General features: G+C 53.1%; 16 protein-coding genes and 2 pseudogenes. 5 read left to right on the forward strand and 13 right to left on the reverse strand.

Annotated features, from left to right (window positions below):
• Nucleotides 1–769: 769 nt before the first annotated feature.
• Both MJO52_RS17425 and MJO52_RS21540 read right to left on the reverse strand, forming a co-directional pair.
• Nucleotides 770–1,201, reverse strand: a pseudogene (locus MJO52_RS17425) (IS5 family transposase); the annotation flags it as partial.
• The gene (locus MJO52_RS21540; protein WP_353505443.1) at nucleotides 1,099–1,566 is read right to left on the reverse strand and encodes a transposase; all 468 of its coding nucleotides are present in this window, start codon (nucleotides 1,564–1,566) and stop codon (nucleotides 1,099–1,101) included. The gene MJO52_RS21540 and the pseudogene MJO52_RS17425, both read right to left, overlap by 103 nt.
• Nucleotides 1,567–2,091: 525 nt before the next feature.
• Here MJO52_RS21540 and MJO52_RS17430 point away from each other — a divergent pair.
• Complete coding sequence (locus tag MJO52_RS17430) at nucleotides 2,092–2,982, forward strand: hypothetical protein (RefSeq protein ID WP_252083230.1); 891 nt, start codon at nucleotides 2,092–2,094, stop codon at nucleotides 2,980–2,982.
• Between the two features lie 501 nt (nucleotides 2,983–3,483).
• Nucleotides 3,484–4,362 (forward strand): hypothetical protein, encoded by an 879-nt coding sequence (locus MJO52_RS17435; protein WP_252083231.1) that lies wholly within the window; start codon nucleotides 3,484–3,486, stop codon nucleotides 4,360–4,362.
• A 64-nt stretch (nucleotides 4,363–4,426) separates the two neighbouring features.
• Here MJO52_RS17435 and greA read toward each other — a convergent pair whose 3' ends face one another.
• The 7 genes and pseudogenes from greA to dapB all read right to left on the reverse strand — a co-directional run bounded on the left by greA (nucleotide 4,427) and on the right by dapB (nucleotide 12,984).
• The gene (greA, locus tag MJO52_RS17440; protein ID WP_252083232.1) at nucleotides 4,427–4,903 is read right to left on the reverse strand and encodes a transcription elongation factor GreA; all 477 of its coding nucleotides are present in this window, start codon (nucleotides 4,901–4,903) and stop codon (nucleotides 4,427–4,429) included.
• A gap of 86 nt (nucleotides 4,904–4,989) precedes the next feature.
• Nucleotides 4,990–8,217, reverse strand: a complete 3,228-nt coding sequence (carB, locus tag MJO52_RS17445) for a carbamoyl-phosphate synthase large subunit (protein WP_252083233.1) — start codon at nucleotides 8,215–8,217, stop codon at nucleotides 4,990–4,992.
• Between the two features lie 112 nt (nucleotides 8,218–8,329).
• On the reverse strand, nucleotides 8,330–9,478 hold the full coding sequence (gene carA / locus MJO52_RS17450) for a glutamine-hydrolyzing carbamoyl-phosphate synthase small subunit (protein ID WP_252083234.1): 1,149 nt from the start codon (nucleotides 9,476–9,478) through the stop codon (nucleotides 8,330–8,332).
• 333 nt (nucleotides 9,479–9,811) lie between these two features.
• Nucleotides 9,812–10,525, reverse strand: coding sequence for a YfiR family protein (locus tag MJO52_RS17455; protein ID WP_252083235.1), 714 nt, complete (start codon nucleotides 10,523–10,525; stop codon nucleotides 9,812–9,814).
• A 54-nt stretch (nucleotides 10,526–10,579) separates the two neighbouring features.
• Nucleotides 10,580–11,518 carry a 30S ribosomal protein S6--L-glutamate ligase gene (gene rimK / locus MJO52_RS17460; protein ID WP_252086023.1) on the reverse strand — a complete coding sequence of 313 codons (939 nt, stop codon included), beginning with the start codon at nucleotides 11,516–11,518 and terminating at the stop codon, nucleotides 10,580–10,582.
• A gap of 129 nt (nucleotides 11,519–11,647) precedes the next feature.
• Nucleotides 11,648–11,932, reverse strand: a pseudogene (locus MJO52_RS17465) (ATP-dependent zinc protease family protein); the annotation flags it as partial.
• A gap of 236 nt (nucleotides 11,933–12,168) precedes the next feature.
• The gene (gene dapB / locus MJO52_RS17470) at nucleotides 12,169–12,984 is read right to left on the reverse strand and encodes a 4-hydroxy-tetrahydrodipicolinate reductase (RefSeq protein ID WP_252083236.1); all 816 of its coding nucleotides are present in this window, start codon (nucleotides 12,982–12,984) and stop codon (nucleotides 12,169–12,171) included.
• Between the two features lie 238 nt (nucleotides 12,985–13,222).
• Here dapB and MJO52_RS17475 point away from each other — a divergent pair, with 238 nt between their 5' ends.
• A complete protein-coding gene (locus tag MJO52_RS17475) occupies nucleotides 13,223–13,678 on the forward strand; it encodes a hypothetical protein (RefSeq protein ID WP_252083237.1) in 456 nt (151 codons plus the stop codon).
• 133 nt (nucleotides 13,679–13,811) lie between these two features.
• On the opposite strand, the gene dnaJ is transcribed toward MJO52_RS17475, so the two are convergent.
• From dnaJ to grpE, 3 genes are all read right to left on the reverse strand, one after another.
• Complete coding sequence (dnaJ, locus tag MJO52_RS17480; RefSeq protein ID WP_252083238.1) at nucleotides 13,812–14,936, reverse strand: molecular chaperone DnaJ; 1,125 nt, start codon at nucleotides 14,934–14,936, stop codon at nucleotides 13,812–13,814.
• Nucleotides 14,937–15,161: 225 nt separating this feature from the next.
• Nucleotides 15,162–17,114: a molecular chaperone DnaK gene (dnaK, locus tag MJO52_RS17485; RefSeq protein ID WP_252083239.1), complete on the reverse strand. Its 1,953-nt coding sequence runs from the start codon at nucleotides 17,112–17,114 to the stop codon at nucleotides 15,162–15,164.
• 123 nt (nucleotides 17,115–17,237) lie between these two features.
• On the reverse strand, nucleotides 17,238–17,879 hold the full coding sequence (gene grpE, locus MJO52_RS17490; protein WP_252083240.1) for a nucleotide exchange factor GrpE: 642 nt from the start codon (nucleotides 17,877–17,879) through the stop codon (nucleotides 17,238–17,240).
• Between the two features lie 232 nt (nucleotides 17,880–18,111).
• Here grpE and recN point away from each other — a divergent pair, with 232 nt between their 5' ends.
• Together recN and MJO52_RS17500 are read left to right on the forward strand one after the other, a co-directional pair.
• The gene (recN, locus tag MJO52_RS17495) at nucleotides 18,112–19,782 is read left to right on the forward strand and encodes a DNA repair protein RecN (RefSeq protein WP_252083241.1); all 1,671 of its coding nucleotides are present in this window, start codon (nucleotides 18,112–18,114) and stop codon (nucleotides 19,780–19,782) included.
• A 265-nt stretch (nucleotides 19,783–20,047) separates the two neighbouring features.
• Nucleotides 20,048–20,653, forward strand: a complete 606-nt coding sequence (locus tag MJO52_RS17500; protein WP_252083242.1) for a 1-acyl-sn-glycerol-3-phosphate acyltransferase — start codon at nucleotides 20,048–20,050, stop codon at nucleotides 20,651–20,653.
• A 42-nt stretch (nucleotides 20,654–20,695) separates the two neighbouring features.
• Here MJO52_RS17500 and fur read toward each other — a convergent pair whose 3' ends face one another.
• Nucleotides 20,696–21,106, reverse strand: a complete 411-nt coding sequence (gene fur, locus MJO52_RS17505) for a ferric iron uptake transcriptional regulator (RefSeq protein WP_252083243.1) — start codon at nucleotides 21,104–21,106, stop codon at nucleotides 20,696–20,698.
• Nucleotides 21,107–21,120 lie beyond the last annotated feature (14 nt).

Genomic DNA, 21,120 nt, shown 5'->3' on the forward strand with positions numbered 1-21,120 from the left:
ATGCCTCTAAGGAGTAATCCATCAAGAAATATGTCTCGATTAAAGCTGGAGTATTAATAGCCTTTGCTTAAAGTGACCTACTGGCATCTAATAATGTCTTTCTCGCTCAGAATGGTGATTTTAATTAATCTTCTTCTCAACAGATAAATAACAGTAACAATAGCGTTATCATTCATAGACAGACAATGTGAATAAGGTAGAGCCCTTACAGGATAATACTCTCAATTCTTTTGGCGTGATTCGCCAAATAGACAACATGAATGAAATAGCCACAAGCCAAACATCTGTCAACAATTCCGCAGCTGAATTTTTTTCAGAGTGGCTTTGCGCCGCAGTTAGCAACGATAAATCAAACTAACACCAACTTAAGCTTTGCAACCATAACTCAAAGTAAAGGTTCCAATATTTCTCGCATAAATCAGACTGATGGAAACACAAACTAAGCAACTATCACTCATACAGGAGGTACTCTTGGAGGAAATATCTTAGCCTCTGTGCAGATTATCAGTAATTTAAATACTATCAACGCCACCCAATACGGCGACACGAGCAGCGTATTAATTTCTCAAATTGTAGATTCAAGCTATACCTCTCACTCCGATCAAAAACGCTGTAAAACATAATTCACGTTATTCAAGCTCGAAACAATAATGTAAGTGACAACATATTAACCGGAGAAAAATATTATGACTATCAATAAAATAGGAAATATCAACCAATCCGCAGACAATAGATAATTATGCTGCAACTGATAAATCTAGAAGCTGTTTCATAACTTCTTTAGCGTAATTAACATGCAGGCAATATAGAAAAAAGCTCTGTATGAAGATAAGTAGCGATCCCACCTGACGACTAAACGGCGGTAGTTCCCTAGCCATGCAAAAGTTCGCTCAACTTTCCAACGTCGCACATATCTCCTAAGCTTTCTGCCATCTTGTTTCGAAGGTTTTCTTCTATTCCTGCGGTGAGGGCAAATTAGGTCAATTTCACGGCGGGCCAAACTATGGCGTAGTGGATCAGAATCTGCAGCCTTGTCGTACACCAATCGTCGAATTTTTGTATTTTCATAGGTAACATCGAGTAGTGGATGTAATAAATTTACTTCTGCTGGTGAGGCCGAAGTAACGGTGCCTCCCAATGGAATACCTTCGCCATCGACCACCACCATCCACTTTGTACCCTTGCCTCGCTTAGTTTTTCCGACTTCTGCTCCCCTTTTTTTGCTGAAGCAAAGCTACCATCCGAAAAGACTTCTTCCCAATTGAGCAGGGATCTTTGATCGAGCTGTCCGAGAAATTTTCTCCAAGCCTCCAACCAAGCGCCTTGCTCTTCCCAAAACTGGAGCCTTCTCCAGCAAGTACTCGGCGAAGGGTAAGATGGGGGGAGATCCTTCCATCGTGCTCCTGAGCGCAAAATCCACAAGATACCTTCAAAACATGCACGGTTATCAATGGGTTTGGGACCTCCTTTTCCACGTTTTAGCTGGGGAAGGCAAGGCTCAATCAATTTCCACTGAGCGTCGGTTAATTCTGACTTAAATCTACTCACACTTACTGGTCTTATCATTCCATGAGGTCGCAAGAATAACTGATTTCAAGTTATGAAACAGCTTCTAGCAATATTAATGTGTCAACTACATCCCAGTCCGGTGGTAACATGGATACGGCGTTTGTAACTCAAATCGGCAGCACTACTACAATTGATGCGACACAGATTATGTAGTTTCAAACTTATTTTTACAGTACAACAAACTAACGATAATAACATAGCCTCCTCTCAAATTGATGACGTCAATGTCTTTATGCTTGCTCTATAGAACAAGCTAAAAAACTAAAATTTAGCCTCAGGTGATCCAGCCTTAAAGGTGACATCAAACTCATTTCACTCTGCTTTTTTTGAAAAATTTAAACCCAGCCCTTCCTTCATTAAAGTAATACTCACAAATCAAAGCTCCCTACGCCAACAGCCATTTTTCCATACCAGCTAGGCTAAAGTTAAAACAACAAGCTATTAACTTCAAAATGGTGAATGTATAGCTAGTCCAGAAATACACTGAGCCAAAATGGATAAAGAAGTAAACAGGAGTTGAAAGTGAGCAAGCTTCCTATTACATCGCTCGCATTACTGATATCTTACAGCGGACTGACATATGCAGCAGAGAATTCATCCACTCTCGATCAAATTGGTAATATCAATCATGCCTTAATTGATCAATCCGATAATAGCGCCATCGATAGCCATGTGAAAATCTCCCAGAATGGTAGCCTAAATAATGCAAAGTCTGTCCAAACTGATGTAATCGACAGCTTAATACACCAAGTTCAAGAAGGTAAATTAAATCACGCCTACAGCCTACAGATGGGTGGATCTGGAAATGAAACTCTGATCTACCAGTCAGGCATGGACAACCGCTCTAACACTTATCAAATTGCCACTAAAAATAACCAAGCTACTATCCGTCAAAATGGCGCTGGGAACGAAGCCGAAATTCAACAACATCTTGGAAGTGACAACATTTCTGTTATAGAGCAAATCGGTACTGTTCACGGCGCCATGGTTGGGCAGTACGCCAGCTTCAACTCAGAGGCGCACATATTCCAAGATGGCTCTTATCACGAAGCAATTATCAAACAAGAAGGTACTGGGCACTACGCCGGCATTTCTCAATCAGGAATATCTCACTATGCTGAAATAACTCAAACCGATATGCATAATGAGGCCGATATCATCCAAAGGGGTGAAACTAATAACACTACAATTGTTCAGGTTTCCTGGTATAACAGTGCATACGTCCATCAAGATGGCTATATGAATCAGGCGACAATTATGCAGTCTGGAGGTGGCGCTATGGGTGGAGGACACTTGGCTATTGTCAATCAATCAGGCGGCATGAATGAGGCCACAGTTATCCAAAGCGGATTCTCTGGGTCAGTAAATATTACCCAAACCGGTTACGGCAATACCGCCGTAGTAAGCCAGTAGATATTATTCCCCCCATTATACCAAAGACTTTTATCGGTCTTTGGTATTTTTGAACCCATGCTCGCTGCAGAGTATTCTTTTTACTAGCCTCTACAGGCTTTATTCTTTAAATTAAATACCTTACTCAGGAAAGTCTTTTTATTTTATCGCTTTCCTGGCTAAAACTAACCTCCTAAACAATTAATACTTATATCCTATGGTTTTTCTAAGCTACTGAAGCAACAATAATAAAGACGGAACGAACTTATGGACTCCTAAGCAGTAACAGGGATGCCAACCGGAATGAAACAGCTATTTCCTATCTTTGATTTCCCTTCGATTCTACCTTTTTGTACAGGCACTTAAAGCGAGTGTATATCTGAGTAATTTATAGTATTGCCGCTAATCACAGCCTAGCGGCTTACTGCAAAATACTCGGGTGAATTATTCTGTGCGCCCGCTCAGCCGGTAAATGCTGAACCCAAAACGCGATGCTCTTTTCAAGTAGTAATGGAGATACTCATGAAGACTTTAACCCCAATCGCTGCCGCTATTGCTTTCGTGATCAGTGGTGCAGCCATGGCCGATGACAATACCGCTTACCAGGATCAACATGGTATGGGTCACCTGGGTTATATCGATCAAGCCGGCCCAGGTAGTCATCACAATTATGTTAAACAGGAGCAACACGGGGGATACAATACGGCCGTTAGTATTCAGGAGCATGAACATCACAGTACGGTTCTTCAGCATCAGGAGGGCTACAGCAATTACGCCAATGCCTACCAAAAAGGGGGGGCAGGCAATACAGCTATGAGCGAGCAAATGGGCATCGACAATAGCAGCCTAACCTTCCAGTTTGATGAATACGACAGCTTCTCCTACCATTTCCAGGATGGCCATGGAAATAAAGCAAGAACTTACCAACTTTCTGGCAGCGGTAACCATGCCACCATTCTACAAAATAGCGACTATAGCTATGCTTCTGTAACTCAGGTAAATAGCTATGGCAGTGAAGCCATGGTCTCACAGGCTGGCGAAATGAATCGTGCTGATACCTTCCAAACAGGTGAATCTCACAGGACTCACCTTATTCAGGCAGAGGGCGGTCACAACGATCTTGATTCTCGTCAAATCGGCTATGGCCATGAAGCCCATATGTACCAAGATGGTTGGAACAACGAAGGGGATATTTCTCAAGCCGGCAGCCACCACTTCGGTAAAACCATCCAAGTAGGCTACAACAATGATGTCTACGTGGGGCAAATAGGTGAAAAGCACCACGCCGAAGTCGCCCAGTACGGTACTAGTAACAACAGCCTTGTTGCTCAATTTGGCCACAATGAAACCGCCAAGGTTCTTCAGTATGGCCAAAACAACAACAGTTTCGTTCGCCAGTAAAACTGCTCCTGCCCCAAAGAAAAAAGGCGGCCTCTGGCCGCCCTTTTTCTTACTAAGAGATCTTTTATAGATGCTCTACAGTATCAATTTCATATTCCACTGTACCGGAAGGGGTGTGCACAACAACGACTTCCCCCACTTCCTTACCAATCAGTGCGCGGGCAATCGGCGAGTTCACTGAGATTTTTTGTTTTTTCACATCCGCTTCATCGTCACCCACGATTTTATAGGTCACTTCAGCATCGTCATCCAGGTGAATAATCGTTACCGTGGTGCCAAAAATTACCTTATCACTGGGCTCAATCGACTTCACATCGATCACTTGGGCGTGAGACAGCTTAGCTTCAATCTCTTGAATACGCCCCTCAATAAAGCCCTGCTTTTCCCGCGCCGCATGGTATTCGGCATTCTCCTTCAAATCACCGTGTTCGCGTGCTTCGGCAATGGCCTCTACTACCGCAGGGCGCTCGACTTTTTTCAGATTATCCAGTTCTGAACGCAGCGCTTCCGCGCCTTCAACGGTCATTGGTACCCGGTTCACTGTGGGACCTCCATTATTGTTACTACGCAACCGGGCCCTGTGTTGCCACAAGGCCCGGTCGGAAATGACGGATTGTTTTTAGATGATTAAGACAGCTTTACCACACGCTGGTGAAGATCTTGCAGGCGGCGAACCTGCAGCGGCTGCTCCTGACGCATGGCCATCGCCATGGCCTGGGCCGCCGCCAGGGTGGTGGTGTAACACACCTGGTGGTTTTCGGCACTGCGACGGATATCCGCAGAGTCGCGAATCGCCTGGCGCCCTTCGGTGGTATTCACCACCAGTGCAATCTCGTCGTTCTTAATCATATCGACGATATGCGGGCGACCTTCACTCATCTTGTTGACGGTTGTAACGGGAATATCGTTTTCTTGCAAGACCTTGGCGGTGCCGCGGCTGGCAATGACTTCGAAGCCAAGCTCCACCAGATCGCGAGCTACGCCCACTGCGTCGGCCTTGTCGAAGTCACGCACAGAGATAAATGCGCGTCCGGACTCCGGCAGGCGGTCGCCAGCGGCAACCAGGCCCTTGTCGAAGGCCTCTGCGAAGGTAGCGCCTACGCCCATCACTTCGCCGGTGGATTTCATCTCTGGGCCGAGAATCGGGTCCACTTTCGGGAACTTGTTGAACGGGAATACAGACTCTTTAACCGAGTAGTAGTCCGGTACGATCTCTTCGGTAAAGCCCTGCTCCTGCAGGCTGATACCCGCCTGACAGCGTGCAGCCACTTTCGCCAGTGAAGTGCCGATACACTTGGAGACGAAAGGTACGGTACGGGAAGCGCGCGGGTTCACTTCGATCACGTAGATCTCGCCGTCCTGGTAGGCCAGCTGGGTGTTCATCAAGCCAACTACGCCCAGCTCGCGGGCCATGGCTTTGACTTCTTCGCGCATACGGTCCTGCACATCAGCCGGCAGGCTGTAAGGCGGCAGGGAGCAGGCGGAGTCACCGGAGTGAACGCCACACTGTTCGATATGCTGCATGATGGCGCCGATCACTACATCCTGGCCATCGGATACCGCATCGATATCCACTTCAATGGCAGCGTTGAGGAAGTGATCCAGCAGTACCGGCGCTTCGTCGGAAACCTGTACCGCTTCTTTCATATAAGTGAGCAGCTCGTCTTCTTTGTAGACGATCTCCATGGCGCGGCCGCCCAGTACGTAAGACGGGCGCACAACCAGCGGGTAGCCCACGTCTTTCGCCGCCTGGATGGCTTCGGAGACAGAGCGCACGATGGCGTTCTTCGGCTGCTTGAGGCCGAGACGCATAATCATCTGCTGGAAGCGCTCGCGGTCTTCGGCGCGGTCGATCTGCTCTGGGGTGGTACCGATAATCGGCACACCTTCGTTGGCCAGGTAGCGTGCCAGGTTCAGCGGGGTCTGGCCGCCGAACTGCACGATCACGCCTTCCGGCTTCTCTTTGGCAACGATTTCCAGCACGTCTTCCAGGGTTACCGGCTCGAAGTAGAGGCGGTCGGAAGTGTCGTAGTCGGTGGAAACAGTCTCCGGGTTACAGTTGACCATGATGGTTTCGTAACCGTCTTCGCGCATCGCCAGGGCGGCGTGTACACAGCAGTAGTCGAACTCGATGCCCTGGCCGATACGGTTGGGGCCACCGCCAAGTACCATGATTTTCTTTTTGTCGGACGGCTGCGCTTCGCACTCCTCATCGTAGGTAGAGTACATGTAAGCGGTAGAGGTGCTGAACTCAGCGGCACAGGTATCCACGCGCTTGTAAGACGGGAATACACCCAGCTTGTGGCGGAACTCGCGCACAGTCTTCTGGCTCACCCCCAGCAGGTCTGCCAGGCGGCGATCGGAGAAGCCTTTGCGCTTGAGGAAGCGCATTTGCTCAGTAGTCAGCGCCGAGGTGGGCAGTGACTTGAGCGGCTCTTCAATTTTGATCAGCTCTTCGATCTGAACCAGGAACCAGGGGTCGATACCGGACAGATCGTAAACTTCGCCGACGCTCATGCCCATACGGAAGGCGTCGCCCACGTACCAGATGCGCTCGGCACCCGGAACGGAGAGTTCGCTGCGCAGGCGGGTCTCAGCGCCGTCTTTGCTCGGGTCAATCTTGCTTTCCAGGCCGAAGCTGCCCACTTCCAGACCGCGCAGGGCTTTCTGCATGGACTCCTGGAATGTGCGGCCGATCGCCATCACTTCACCCACAGACTTCATTTGGGTGGTCAGGCGCGCATCAGCTTCACCGAATTTCTCAAAGGTGAAGCGCGGGATCTTAGTGACAACGTAATCGATAGACGGCTCGAAGGACGCCGGGGTAGCACCGCCGGTGATATCGTTCTGCAACTCGTCCAGGGTGTAACCCACTGCCAGCTTGGCCGCGACCTTGGCGATCGGGAAGCCGGTGGCCTTGGAGGCCAGTGCGGAGGAGCGGGATACGCGGGGGTTCATCTCGATCACAACTACGCGGCCAGTCTTCGGGCAAACGCCGAACTGTACGTTGGAGCCGCCGGTCTCAACGCCGATCTCGCGCAGTACCGCGATAGAAGCGTTGCGCATCAGCTGGTACTCCTTGTCGGTCAGCGTCTGCGCCGGGGCAACGGTGATGGAGTCACCGGTGTGTACGCCCATCGGGTCGAAGTTCTCGATGGAACATACGATGATGCAGTTGTCGTTCTTATCGCGAACCACTTCCATCTCGTACTCTTTCCAGCCGAGCAGGGATTCGTCGATCAGCAATTCGTTGGTGGGGGAGAGGTCGAGACCGCGCTTACAGATCTCTTCAAACTCCGGCCAGTTGTAGGCCACACCGCCACCGGAACCACCCATGGTGAAGGACGGGCGGATAATTACCGGGAAGCCGAACTCTTCCGGCACCTTCTTCGCCTCTTCCATGGAGTGGACGATCTTGGCGCGCGGAGTTTCCAGGCCGATGGCCTTCATCGCCTTGTCGAACAGGTCGCGGTCTTCCGCTTTCTCGATAGCGTCTTTGTCCGCACCGATCAGCTCAACATTGAATTCCTTCAGGACACCGTGCTTGTCCAGGTCCAGGGCACAGTTCAGTGCTGTCTGGCCGCCCATGGTGGGCAGGATGGCGTCGGGGCGCTCCTGCTCAATAATCTTGGCAACGGTGCGCCACTCCACCGGCTCGATGTAGGTGGCATCAGCCATGGCCGGGTCGGTCATGATGGTGGCCGGGTTGGAGTTCACCAGGATCACCCGGTAACCCTCTTCGCGCAGCGCCTTACAGGCCTGGGCGCCGGAGTAGTCAAATTCGCACGCCTGGCCGATCACGATGGGGCCTGCGCCGATAATCAGAATGCTTTGGATATCTGTGCGTTTTGGCATCTTTCTTCCGTTCTACTACCGGCAAAGGCCGGCTGCGCTAAATTTCATTCGTTTCTTGTTAAAACCGCCGCAAAAGCGGCGGTTAATTGCCCTACCCTGGGCGGCTACGCCCTTAGGCGCGCTCTTTCATCAAATCGATAAAGTGGTCGAACAACGGCGCCACATCGTGTGGGCCCGGGCTCGCTTCCGGGTGTCCCTGGAAGCTGAAGGCCGGCTTGTCCTTCAGGTGAATACCCTGCAAGGTACCGTCGAACAGGGACTTGTGGGTAACTTCCACATTGTCCGGCAGGCTGTCGGCGTCCACTTCGAAACCGTGGTTCTGCGCGGTGATCATCACCTTGGTGCTGTTCAGGTCTTGTACCGGGTGGTTACCACCGTGGTGACCGAACTTCATCTTGGCAGTTTTACCGCCCACCGCCAGGCCCAACAACTGGTGGCCCAGGCAGATGCCGTAGGTGGGGATGCCCGCGTCGAGGATTTCGCGAATAGCGATGATCGCGTATTCACAGGGCTCGGGGTCACCGGGGCCATTGGACAGGAATACACCGTTGGGATTCATCGCCAGTACTTCGGAAGCCGGGGTCTCCGCCGGTACTACGGTGATGTCACAGCCGCGATCCACCAGCATGCGCAGGATATTGCGCTTCACACCGAAGTCGTAAGCCACCACTTTGAAGGGCTGCTCCGGCGCGGCCTTGTGGCCTTCCCCCAGCTCCCAGGTACCTTCGCTAAAGGGATAGGCTTCCTTGGTGCTCACTACCTTGGCCAGGTCCATCCCTTTCAGACCGGCAAATTCCTTGGCCTTGGCCAGGGCTTCTTCGCGGTCGATATTGTCACCGGCAACGATGCAACCGCTCTGTGCGCCCTTGTCACGCAGCAGGCGGGTCAGGCGACGAGTGTCGATATCGGCGATACCAACGATATTGCGCTCGCGCAGGTAGTCCTCCAGGGACTGCTCGTTGCGGAAGCTGCTGGCCAGCAGCGGCAGGTCGCGGATTACCAGGCCGGCGGCCCAGATATCAGCGCACTCTTCGTCTTCCTGGTTGGTGCCAGTGTTGCCGATGTGCGGGTAGGTCAGAGTCACAATCTGGCGGGCGTAGGAGGGATCGGTGAGGATCTCCTGGTAGCCGGTCATGGATGTGTTGAACACTACCTCGCCAACAGAACTGCCATGGGCACCGATTGCGCGTCCTTCAAAGACGCTACCATCAGCGAGCACCAGCAGCGCGGGAGTTGTACTCTGCATAAAGTTGTGGGGCATGAAGGCCTCCGACGTAGGGACAGCTTTAGTCAAATTGAACTCCAATCTTCAGAACTGCTTCCGGGCGGGGTTTGTGGGCTTCGGAGCACGCGGCTCCTGACTGGTGCGCGCATAAAAAAGCGAGATGAAACATCGCAGCTTCATCTCGCTTTAAAAATCTGTTCACGCGCGGCTCTCACATATTGGCCGATGCTTGCCACCGGCTTTTTTTGGTGGGCTCGCGCTGCGCGATTCAGCTTCGCAACACCGGCCCAAATTCGGGCGCAGATTCTACGCGAATTCGCTTCTAGACGCTAGTGCAAAAATACGCCAAACCTGACGAAAAACTTCTCTTTACTCCAGCTTCTGCCCGAGGCGAAAGAGGCTATTGCCCATTTTTAGCTCGGCCTTTTCCAGCATGGTTTTGTTCATGCGCAGCGCCACTTCGCCGCCTTTATCGGCAAATTCAATCATGCCGCCAGTTGCCGCAAAGCGCTCGGCATCGCTCACCGTAAGAACGGGGAAGAACTCCACTGTAACCAGCGTCTTTAGCAGGCTCGAGCGATCCATAGAGCCAAGAACCACAATCTGGCATTTGCGCGCGCGCAGTATATCTTTGAAGCCAATTTTCTCCAGTGCCACCCGGCGCCCATCAATACGCTGATTCTTGAAGCGCAGAGCCAGCTGCTCGCCGAGGGAATCCCCCCCCATCAAACACACCTTAAAGGGGGCACTGTAATTATCAAATGCGTTGACCGGCCACTGCAGGTTGTAGGCGAAGTGCACGATGTAATCCACCATGACACGCCGCCCCAGGGGGGTATCCGAAAGGTGTACTGCGGCCTGTACCAAGGGAGCAAGCAACAGGCTCAATATCAGGGAAATCGTCAGGAATGGGCGGGTGATAGAAAGTCTGGCAAAGAGTGTCTTCACGGTCATTGATACCCTGGAGTTCACACCTTCTGCCGGCGGAAGGCGCGGTTCCGGCAGAAAGTGTCTATCGGCGGATACCTGGGCAATCAACCACTGCCGAGGCTCGAACGGCGCGCCAGCGAAAAGCCCGGCCACCTTTGAAGGTTAGCCCACCGAGCTTTGCACCGTCGGCGCCCCGTTCACCGTCGATTACTCGGGTACACTGCTATCCAAGTCGGCACTACCCTCCTGAGTTTTTGTTGCGGGGCGCCATTTGAGCGCCTTCTCGATCGACATAATCATCGCACCGGCCACATCCTTGCGCGTGGCACTCTCAATACCCTCGAGACCGGGGGAGGAGTTCACCTCAAGCAACAGCGGCCCTTTACGCGAACGAATAATATCCACACCAGCCACTTTCAACCCGAGCGCTTTAGCTGCTTTAATGGCTATACGCTTTTCATCTGCTGTGACTTTAACCACCGAAGCGGTGCCGCCCTGGTGAATATTGGCGCGGAACTCTCCCGGCGCCGCCTCTCGCTGGATCGAGGCCACCACGCGGCCATCAATCACAAACAGGCGCAGGTCCTTGCCCTGGGCCTCACGGATAAACTCCTGCACTAGCAAATTGGCTTTAAGTGACTTAAACGCATTAATCACCGATTCGCCAGCTTTGCGGGTTTCTGCCAACACCACTCCGCGCCCCTGAGTTCCCTCCAGCAACTTCACAATCAATGGTGCCCCACCCACCATGTCAATCAACTCATTGGTATCTACCGGCGAGTTGGCAAAGCCTGAAGTGGGAATACTCAAACCACTCTGCTGTAACAACTGCAGGGAAAATAGCTTATCCCGCGACTGGCTGATCGCGGCGGAGCCATTCAGGGCAAAAATATCCAGACTCTCAAAGTGCCGCGTCAGTGCACAACCGTAAAAAGTCTGGCTGGGGCGAATACGGGGAATAACCGCATCTAGGCTATTGAGTATTCGGCCATCCCGGTAGTGCACTTCCGGCTCGTCAGGATCGAGCTTCATGTAGCACTGGCGGATATCGAGAAAACTCATGCGATGTCCGCGCTCGGCCCCCGCTTCCATAATGCGCCGGTTGCTATAGAGATCCGGGTTCGATGCCAGCAGTCCGATGCGCAGGCCGGTACCGGCAATATGGTGCTCATCCCGATAATATTCATCCAACTGGCTTTTCGGGATATCGCCAATACAGAAGCTCTCTGCCGGGTCCACCAGCATTCGCCCAATCATGGCTTCGCGTCCCAGCAACATGCGATAGCCCATGCTGTCCCGATTGGTCAGGGTCAGTTCGATATCCCATACACTGCCACCAATAGAAATGGAGGTACGGATTACTGGGCGCTTTTCACTCTCTCCAGAGGAGCTACGCACCAGCCTCTTATCCAAAAGCCGCGCCTCACAACGCACTGATGGGCGGCGCTGGTGCTGTAATGGATGCGCCTCAAAACTCACCCAGGGTTCGCCATCGCGCTTAAAGGTATGGATGTTGTATGCGTGTAGGCAGGAAGTTTTAGCTCCGGAGTCCACACGCACCTTAATCGCCGGGACGCTGAGTGCGGGAAGCCCGCACCACTCTTCGCTGCCGACAATCAGCTTTTTTTCCAAACAAAAAATCCTCAAAAAATATTTGGTTTACCTAAAGGGTCGAAAACCCGAAGTATTGACTTTCACTATAAAAATAAGGCTCGCCTATCGATCAACCGTATAACTACTGCCTTAGAACTATTGAATAAAGGCCGCCCTTTACCGATTTTTTTTGTGTGATCCGATTAATTTAACCCCAGCACATCGCGCATATCGTAGTGGCCCGGCGCACGCACCGATTGCTTATTTCCCATCAACCATATCGCTGCGCGTACCGCACCGCGGGCAAAAGAAAGACGACTGCTGGCACGGTGACTGATTTCTACGCGCTCCCCTTCGGCCAGGAACATCACAGAGTGCTCACCGACCACATCGCCACCGCGCACAGTGGCAAAACCGATGGTGTCGCGCTCACGGGCACCTGTCTGGCCCTCGCGCCCATAAATCGCCACTTTCTCTAGATCCCGCCCCAGGGTCTCGGCGACGACTTCTCCCATGCTTAACGCAGTGCCAGAAGGCGCATCCACTTTGTGGCGGTGATGTGCTTCAACAATTTCTATGTCGGCATCTTCACCCATTACCCGTGCAGCGATCTCCAATAACTTGAAGCACAGATTTACACCGGTGGAAAAGTTACTGGCCAGGCACAACGCTACCTTACCCGCATTAGTCAGCACCTGATTTTTCTGCTCGGAGTCAAAGCCAGTAGTGCCAATAACAATGGGGTGTCCATGGGCTGCACAATAAGCAGAGTTATCCACAGTTGCCTGTGGTGCGGTAAAGTCGATCAGTACATCGAAGTCGGCTTTATCCAGGCTATCAACAATGGCGATGCCGTTGCGCCCGAGGCCCGCAACTTCACCGGCATCGGCCCCCACCAAGCTGGAGCCCGGCCGTACAACTGCCGCGCTGAGCTCAGCCTCATCACTTAAAAGCAGTGCCTCCGCCAAGGCCCTTCCCATACGCCCGCCAAACCCGGTGATCGCAACTCTTACTGCCAAAACAACACTCCTGTCTACGCCCAATATTGCTGCGAATCTTACCTCGCCCTACCAGAAAGCAGCTACAAAAACTCAATCTTAAAAAGTGATCATTTTTGGGGACCAAACTGACCATAAAACTTCCAGCCATAGAGGAAATAACAAAACATATTTTTATTACCAACTAACTGAAATTGAGTGAAAGCAATGACAAATCACGATGCTAGGCTTAAGCCAGAGGGGTAAATGGAGCGCCAACATGCGACTAATGATTCGATCAAACCACCTGCCACATTTATTGGTGGTGGTTATTTCTTTAACCCTGGCCTTTGGCAGTGCGCCCGTATCCGCACAACAGCAAACCACAAACCCAGACTTCTGGGAGAAATATGACGACATTACAGATTGGGTGACGCTGCGTCTGCAGCTCACCCCTGGCCAGGAAAAAGTAGTACTGCCCATCTTGCAAAAGAGCCTTGCAGAGAAAAAAGCCGTACTGGATCGCTATGGCATTTTGGACAACCCTAAACTGACTTTAACGCCTAAGCAGCGCGGGGAAATCGGTGCGCAATTGGCCACGATCAGCGCGCAGGTAAACAAAGAACTGGAAGGGATACTAAAAAAACAACAGATGAGGGAGTTAGGTAAGATTCAACACGAATTATTGATGGCACTGGCTGCCCGTCTGAGGGCCCGCTCTGCCCAGGGCAACTAACCCGGCAGAGATACCGGGCCAGTTTTCGCTATTCTTCCTACTTTTAACCTTTTCAAAGAGCTCATCAGTTAAGCAACTATATAAACCCTAAATTACCGATGGTCGAATAGCGATTGAGGACGCTCGCTTAGCGTTAAAGCTTCATATCCCCAAAGAAGTTTTTCACCCCTTCAAACCAACCGGTCTGGCGTGGTGCATTTTTCTTTTCGCTGAGGGTATTGGCAAATTCCTGCAGTAACTCTTTCTGTTTACCAGAAAGGTTTACCGGTGTTTCCACGACAACCCGACACAGCAAATCGCCGGTAGCGCCGCCACGCACCGGAGTGACACCTTTACCACGCAGGCGGAACAGCTTGCCAGTTTGACTCTCTGCGGGAATCTTTAGCTTCACCTTACCATCGAGGGTCGGCACTTCCAGTTCGCCCCCCAGTGCTGCAGCAGCAAAACTGATGGGCACCTCGCAATACAAGTTCTTGCCATCGCGCTGGAACAGCTCGTGTTCCTTCACCACCACCTGTACATACAAATCACCAGCGGGACCGCCATCGGGGCCAGCTTCACCCTCTCCGGACAGGCGGATACGATCGCCAGTATCCACACCTGGCGGAACCTTAACGGACAGAGTCTTGGTCTCTTCAACCCGACCGCGACCGTGGCAGCTGCCACAGGGATCGGAGATAGTGGTACCGCGACCGCGACAGTTGGGGCAGGTTTGCTGAACAGAGAAGAAGCCCTGTTGCATACGCACCTGACCGGCACCACCACAGGTGCTACAGGTCTGCGGAGAGGAACCTGGCTTAGCGCCTGAACCGTGGCAGGTATTACAGGAAGCGAGCGTTGGCACACGGATCTTGACCGTGGTACCGCGCACTGCGTCTTCCAGGTCCAGTTCCAAGTCGTAACGCAGGTCTGAACCGCGCGCGGGGCCACCCCGACGGCCGCCACCGCCCCCACCGAAGATATCGCCAAATACATCGCCGAAGATATCGGAGAAACCGCCGAAGCCACCGGCGCCGCCACCACCCATTTGCCCTTCTACACCGGCGTGACCAAATTGATCATAAGCCGCGCGTTTCTGCGAATCGGACAGTATTTCGTAGGCCTCGTTGGCTTCTTTGAATTTGTTTTCTGCTTCCGCATCATCGGGATTGCGGTCCGGGTGAAACTTCATCGCCACCCGGCGGTAGGCTTTCTTCAGCTCTGCATCCGAAGCGCCGCGCTCGACGCCGAGGACTTCGTAATAATCGCGTTTCGACATAAAACTATGTTCTCTGGTCCGGCATCAAGAACGGCCAAACTCTTTCTACTTCTCGGTTTCTAACCAAGCCCCGCATTGCGGAGCACCACCAAACTGCGAACTCTGTACAAACTTTGATGGATACCTGAAACAACACAGGGCGCGGGGCCTAAAAAGAAGGCGCCGCGCCCCTGAAGTTCTCCGGTGGCCACTTTAAAAGCTGCCACCGGAAATGCAAGCGAACGCTTACTTACCTTCTTTCTTGTCGTCCTTTACTTCTTCGAACTCTGCATCTACCGCATCGTCGCCAGCGGAAGATTGCTGCTGCTCGCCCTGTTGAGCGCCTGCACCAGCGGCACCTTCAGCGCCAGCGGCCTGGGCCTGCTCGGCGTACATCTTCTGTGCAACCGGGCCAGAAGCTTCGGTCAGCTTGGTGGTGGCAGCTTCCATAGCAGCCTTGTCGTTGCCTTTCACCGCTTCTTCCGCTTCTTTGATAGCCGCTTCGATTGCAGACTTTTCTTCAGCGGTGGCTTTGTCGCCAGCTTCTTCCAAGGTCTTCTTGGTAGCAGAGATCAGGCCGTCGAGGGTATTGCGGGTTTGCACCAACTCCTCGAACTGCTTATCCGCTTCGGCATTCGCCTCTGCGTCTTGAACCATCTTATCGATCTCGTCCTCGGACAGACCGGAGGAAGCTTTGATCACGATGGACTGCTCTTTACCAGTCGCCTTGTCTTTCGCGTGTACGTGCAGGATACCGTTGGCATCGATATCGAAGGTCACTTCGATCTGCGGTACACCGCGGGGGGACGGCGGGATATCGGCCAGGTCAAAACGACCAAGGGATTTGTTCTGGGAAGCCTGCTTGCGCTCACCCTGTACCACGTGAATGGTTACCGCAGTCTGGTTATCTTCCGCAGTGGAGAACACCTGGGACTTCTTAGTGGGGATAGTGGTGTTTTTGTCGATCAGCGGAGTTGCAACGCCACCCATGGTTTCGATACCCAGGGTCAGCGGGGTTACGTCTAGCAGCAGTACGTCTTTAACGTCTCCGGACAGAACAGCTCCCTGGATAGCGGCACCCATGGCAACGGCTTCGTCGGGGTTAACGTCTTTGCGCGGCTCTTTACCGAAGAACTCGGTAACTTTCTGCTGTACCAGCGGCATGCGGGTCTGACCACCAACCAGGATCACTTCGTCTACGCCAGAAGCGGACAGGTCGGCATCTTGCAGAGCAATTTTTACCGGCTCCAAGGAACGAGTAACCAGATCTTCTACCAGGCTTTCCAGCTTGGCGCGGGTCAGCTTAACCACCAAGTGCTTGGGACCGGTGGCATCTGCAGTGATATACGGCAGGTTGACTTCAGTCTGCTGGCTGGAGGACAGCTCGATCTTGGCTTTTTCTGCAGCTTCTTTCAGGCGCTGCATCGCCAGGGGATCGCCTTTCAGGTCGATGCCTTGGTCTTTCTTAAACTCGTCTGCGAGATATTCGATCAGACGCAGGTCGAAGTCCTCACCGCCGAGGAAAGTGTCACCGTTGGTGGACAGTACTTCGAACTGCTTCTCACCATCTACATCGGCAATTTCGATAATGGAGATATCGAAGGTACCACCACCCAGGTCGTATACCGCTACAGTGCGGTCACCGCCCTGCTTGTCCAGGCCGTAGGCCAGAGCAGCAGCAGTCGGCTCGTTGATAATACGTTTAACGTCCAGGCCCGCGATACGGCCGGCGTCTTTAGTGGCCTGGCGCTGCGAGTCGTTGAAGTAAGCCGGTACAGTAATTACTGCAGCGTCAACTTTCTCGCCGAGGAAGTCTTCTGCAGTCTTTTTCATTTTCTTCAGAACTTCGGCAGAGATCTGCGGCGGAGCTTTTTTATCGCCTTTCACTTCTACCCAAGCGTCGCCGTTGTCGGCTTCAGTGATGGTGTAAGGCACCATCTTGATATCTTTCTGTACAACGTCGTCTTTGAATTTACGGCCGATCAAACGCTTAACCGCAAACAGAGTATTCTGGGGATTGGTCACCGCCTGACGTTTGGCAGACTGGCCTACCAGGATTTCGTTGTCGTCAGTGAAGGCAACAATAGAAGGTGTAGTACGATCGCCTTCGGCGTTCTCGATTACACGCGCTTTGTCACCATCCAGTACCGCCACACAGCTGTTGGTGGTACCCAGGTCGATGCCGATAATTTTTCCCATCTGTAAAATCCTCATTTGTTACGCGCTGCCAGCTCTGTTCTGTATGCAGCGCGCGAATAATTCTTGATGTCAGCTATATTGGTGCCGGCCAGCGAAATTCAAGGCCGTTTCACGCATTTGCCGTTACGGGGCCTTACTAACCACAACCATGGCCGGGCGAACCAGGCGACCATTGAGGCGATAGCCTTTTTGAAATACCTCTAGAACCGTGTTCGGCTCCACCTCCCCATTCGGCACCTGGGTCATGGCCTGGTGCAGCTCTGGGTCGAAGGGCTCACCAGCTGGATCGACAACTTCCACAGAATTTTTCGTCAGGGTGTCGACGAAAGATTTATGAGTAAGCTCGATACCTTCCACCAATGCTTTATTGCTTTCATCAGCGCTATCAATGGTGGCGAGGGCGCGCTCCAGGTTGTCCACAACCGGCAACAAATCCTGCAGCAGTTTTTCCACTGCAAATTTGCGTGCGCGATCCACATCCTGCTGGGCGCGACGACGGGCATTCTGCTCTTCAGCCTGGGCGCGCAGAGCGAGGTCTTTCTGCACCACTAACTGCTCTTGCAGCTTGATAATTTCATCGTGCAGCGCATCGGCACTCTCGGCTTCTTCGTGCAATGCTTGCTCAGCCTGCTCGCGCTCGGTCGCGGTGGGATCTTCAATCTCCGCGGAAGCCGCCTCGTCTGTCGCTGTCAGGTGCTCATCAGCCAGTGCTTCCGGCTGCACCCCCTCTGTAATCTGATCTTCTTCGCTGCGCTCTCTGGCCACTGCTTTCTCCGTCGCGTCGACTCTGTCAGTAATGAGTTGGGCCCGTCCTGCGGGCTCTGGGGGCTATATGGGGCCATCCCCGCACAGTTCAAGTGGTTTTTTGCGCTAGCGCGCAATAGCTGGAGAATCTGCGCTTGACGCTATAGCTAACCAGAAAGGAATACTGTATAAATAACCACTGATTGGGTATTCAGACCCACCCATAAGAAAAGGACACAGAAGCGATCTCTATATGTTGCTGCACCTGTCTATCAGCCAATTCACCCTGGTGGACCAACTGGAGTTGGAGTTCGGCCCAGGTACCAGCACCCTCACCGGCGAGACCGGCGCGGGCAAATCCATCACCCTAGATGCACTCGGGCTCGCCCTGGGTGGTCGCGGCAGTGCCGAACTGGTACGCGCTGGAGCCAACCGCGCCGATATCAGTGCCACCTTCGATATCTCCGGCTACCCCAACGCCAGCGATTGGCTTAATTCCCAGGAGCTAGATAGCGGGCAGGAAGTGATACTGCGCCGCACCATCGGCGCCGATGGCCGCTCACGGGCCTATATCAACGGCCAGCCGGTGACGCTGCTGCAGCAGCGCGCCCTGGGTGAGCAACTGATTGATATCCACAGCCAGCACGAGCACCAGTCCCTGCTGAAGAAGGAAACCCACCGCCGCCTGCTCGATGAGTACGCCCAAGCCCAGGAACTGGCCGCCGAAACCCGCAGTCGCTACAAGACCTGGCAGGACCAATACCGCCGCTACCGCAATCTGGCCGACAGCGTTGAGGAGGCCGAGGCGCGCCGCAACCTACTGCAGTACCAGCTGCGCGAGCTGGAACAACTGGATTTGAGCGAAGGTGAGATAGAGGCCCTGGAGAGCGAGCAGCGTCAGCTGGCCAATGCCGGCGATATTCTTAACGGCAGCTATCAGCTGGCCGCGCTGCTGTCCGGCGGTGAGGGCGATATCGCCGAACAACTGCACCGCGCCCTGCAACTGCTTTCCGCCATGCCCGAACAGGCGCCGGCCCTGGTCGAGGTGGCGCAGATGCTCGATAGTGCGCGAATTCAGATCGACGAAGCGGCCGGTACTTTGTCGCGACATATCGATCGCTTCGAGATGGACCCTGAGCGGCTCAGTGAAGTTGAGGAGCGCCTCAGTGCTATTTACCAGGCGGCGCGCAGACACCGTGTACAACCCAGTGAGCTACCGGCCCTGCAGCGACAGCTGCAAGAGGAACTGGAAGATATCGGCACGGAAGATACCTTGGAGCGCCTCGCCGAAACCTGCAGCAAACTGGAAAAAGAGTTTCGGGCAGTCGCAGCAAAATTAAGCGAGCTACGGCGTGGGGCAGCGATCACACTCGCCGAATCGGTCAATCGGCAACTGGTGGATTTGGCCATGCCGCACGCCAAGGTCGAACTTGCCTTACAAGCTCTCGACAAGCCTTGCAGCCACGGCCTGGAGGAAGTGGAAATTTTAATTTCCACCAACCCCGGCCAGCCACCGCGCCCACTGGGCAGGATCGCCTCCGGCGGTGAGCTTTCTCGGGTAAGCCTCGCCGTACAGGTGGTCACGGCACAGACTTCACGCACCCCCACCCTGGTCTTTGATGAAGTGGACGTCGGTATCGGCGGCGCCACTGGAGACGTGGTAGGCCGCCTGCTGCGCCAGCTGGGAGAGACCCGCAATGGCTGTAGCGGCCAAGTGATCTGCGTCACCCACCTGGCCCAGGTGGCTGCGCGAGCCCACCGCCAATATCTGGTGGAGAAGCACAGTGATGGTGAGCAGGCGTTTGTGGCTTTGCGTGAATTGAAAAACGGCGAGCGCCGTGAAGAGATCGCACGCATGCTCGGAGGGCAACCCAGCCCGCAGTCACTGGCCCATGCGGAAGAGATGTTGACCAGGACCCTTTGAGCTGCCCCCAGGGCAATCTCAGAACAGCCCTTCAGCCGAGTTTCAAAGCTGACCAACAGGACAGCCCATCACTTTCAATGGAGCGGTGGGCAATCATATCTCGCAGATCAATAAATAACCGCCAACAATCCGGCAAAATAGCCGGCCTGCCGGTGATATATGCCGTTTTAGGACAAATAGACCAAATATGACTGGGTCTGGCGGCAGAAGTCACCATATACTGAGCCGCTTGTTTAACTTTGTTTGAGTAGTATCGGCCGAGTTTATGCAGAGAACGATTTTTAATACCCCGATTATCACGCCGCTGCTGCGCCAAGTTGCCAAGCTGCTGCTGAAGTTTCACGGCTGGCGCGTTAACGGCGATCAGCAATCATTAAAACTGAAAAAATATGTATTGATCGGGGCTCCCCACACCACTAACTGGGACGGCTACTACTTTATTCTCGCCGCACTCAAATTAAAGATGACTCCGCAGTGGATGGGCAAAGACAAACTGTTCCAGTTCCCCCTGGGCGGCCCCATGCGCTGGTTCGGCGGTATCGCCGTAGACCGCAGCAAGGCTAACAACTTGGTAGATGCCACCGTGCGCCAGTTTAAGCTGCGTAAAGAGCTGGTTATTGCCATCCCACCGGAGGGCACCCGCGGTTTGGGTGAGCGCTGGAAGTCCGGTTTCTACCATATTGCACGCAGTGCCAAGGTGCCTCTGGTATTGGGCTTTATCAATTTCTCCAAGAAAGAAGTGGGAATTGGCCCTATCGCCCAACTGGGGGAAAACCTGGAGGCAGAACTGAACAAATTAAGGGAGTTTTACGCGGATAAGGTCGGTAAATTCCCAGAGCTGTACACGCCGCCCTGCCAGCCACAACAGTAAGCGGGCATAAGATGGGTGCGGCGGACGCCGCACCCGACTGGATTACTTCTCTTTTTCCTTCACGTACAGCACTAAGCTGTGGCCTGTCAGCTCGTAGCCGTGCTCATCGGCGATCTGGCGCTGCAGTTCCTCAATTTCCTCATTGTGAAACTCGATCACCTTGCCGGTATCGGTACACACCATGTGGTCGTGATGATCACCACGATCCAGCTCGAATACGGAGTGGCCGCCATCGAAGTTGTGGCGAACAACCAAACCCGCGCTCTCAAACTGGGTCAGTACCCGGTAGACGGTAGCCAGACCGACATCTTCCCCCGCTTCCAGCAGTAGCTTATACACATCTTCAGCACTCAAGTGCTGCTCGCTGGTGCTTTCAAGCAATTGCAAAATCTTAACCCGCGGCAGGGTGACCTTCAGGCCAGCCTTGCGCAATTCCTGGTTTTCGTTCGACATGAATAAATATTTCC

It is taken from the genome of Microbulbifer variabilis, from assembly GCF_023716485.1.
Lineage (GTDB): Bacteria > Pseudomonadota > Gammaproteobacteria > Pseudomonadales > Cellvibrionaceae > Microbulbifer > Microbulbifer variabilis_B.

What these genes read in the sequence shown, in the direction of transcription:
- MJO52_RS21540 (WP_353505443.1), bottom strand. Translation starts at nt 1,566, where the DNA reads ATGATAAGACCAGTAAGTGTGAGTAGATTTAAGTCAGAATTAACCGAC.
- MJO52_RS17435 (WP_252083231.1), top strand. Translation starts at nt 3,484, where the DNA reads ATGAAGACTTTAACCCCAATCGCTGCCGCTATTGCTTTCGTGATCAGT.
- carB (WP_252083233.1), bottom strand. Translation starts at nt 8,217, where the DNA reads ATGCCAAAACGCACAGATATCCAAAGCATTCTGATTATCGGCGCAGGC.
- carA (WP_252083234.1), bottom strand. Translation starts at nt 9,478, where the DNA reads ATGCCCCACAACTTTATGCAGAGTACAACTCCCGCGCTGCTGGTGCTC.
- MJO52_RS17475 (WP_252083237.1), top strand. Translation starts at nt 13,223, where the DNA reads ATGCGACTAATGATTCGATCAAACCACCTGCCACATTTATTGGTGGTG.
- dnaJ (WP_252083238.1), bottom strand. Translation starts at nt 14,936, where the DNA reads ATGTCGAAACGCGATTATTACGAAGTCCTCGGCGTCGAGCGCGGCGCT.
- dnaK (WP_252083239.1), bottom strand. Translation starts at nt 17,114, where the DNA reads ATGGGAAAAATTATCGGCATCGACCTGGGTACCACCAACAGCTGTGTG.
- recN (WP_252083241.1), top strand. Translation starts at nt 18,112, where the DNA reads ATGTTGCTGCACCTGTCTATCAGCCAATTCACCCTGGTGGACCAACTG.
- MJO52_RS17500 (WP_252083242.1), top strand. Translation starts at nt 20,048, where the DNA reads ATGCAGAGAACGATTTTTAATACCCCGATTATCACGCCGCTGCTGCGC.
- fur (WP_252083243.1), bottom strand. Translation starts at nt 21,106, where the DNA reads ATGTCGAACGAAAACCAGGAATTGCGCAAGGCTGGCCTGAAGGTCACC.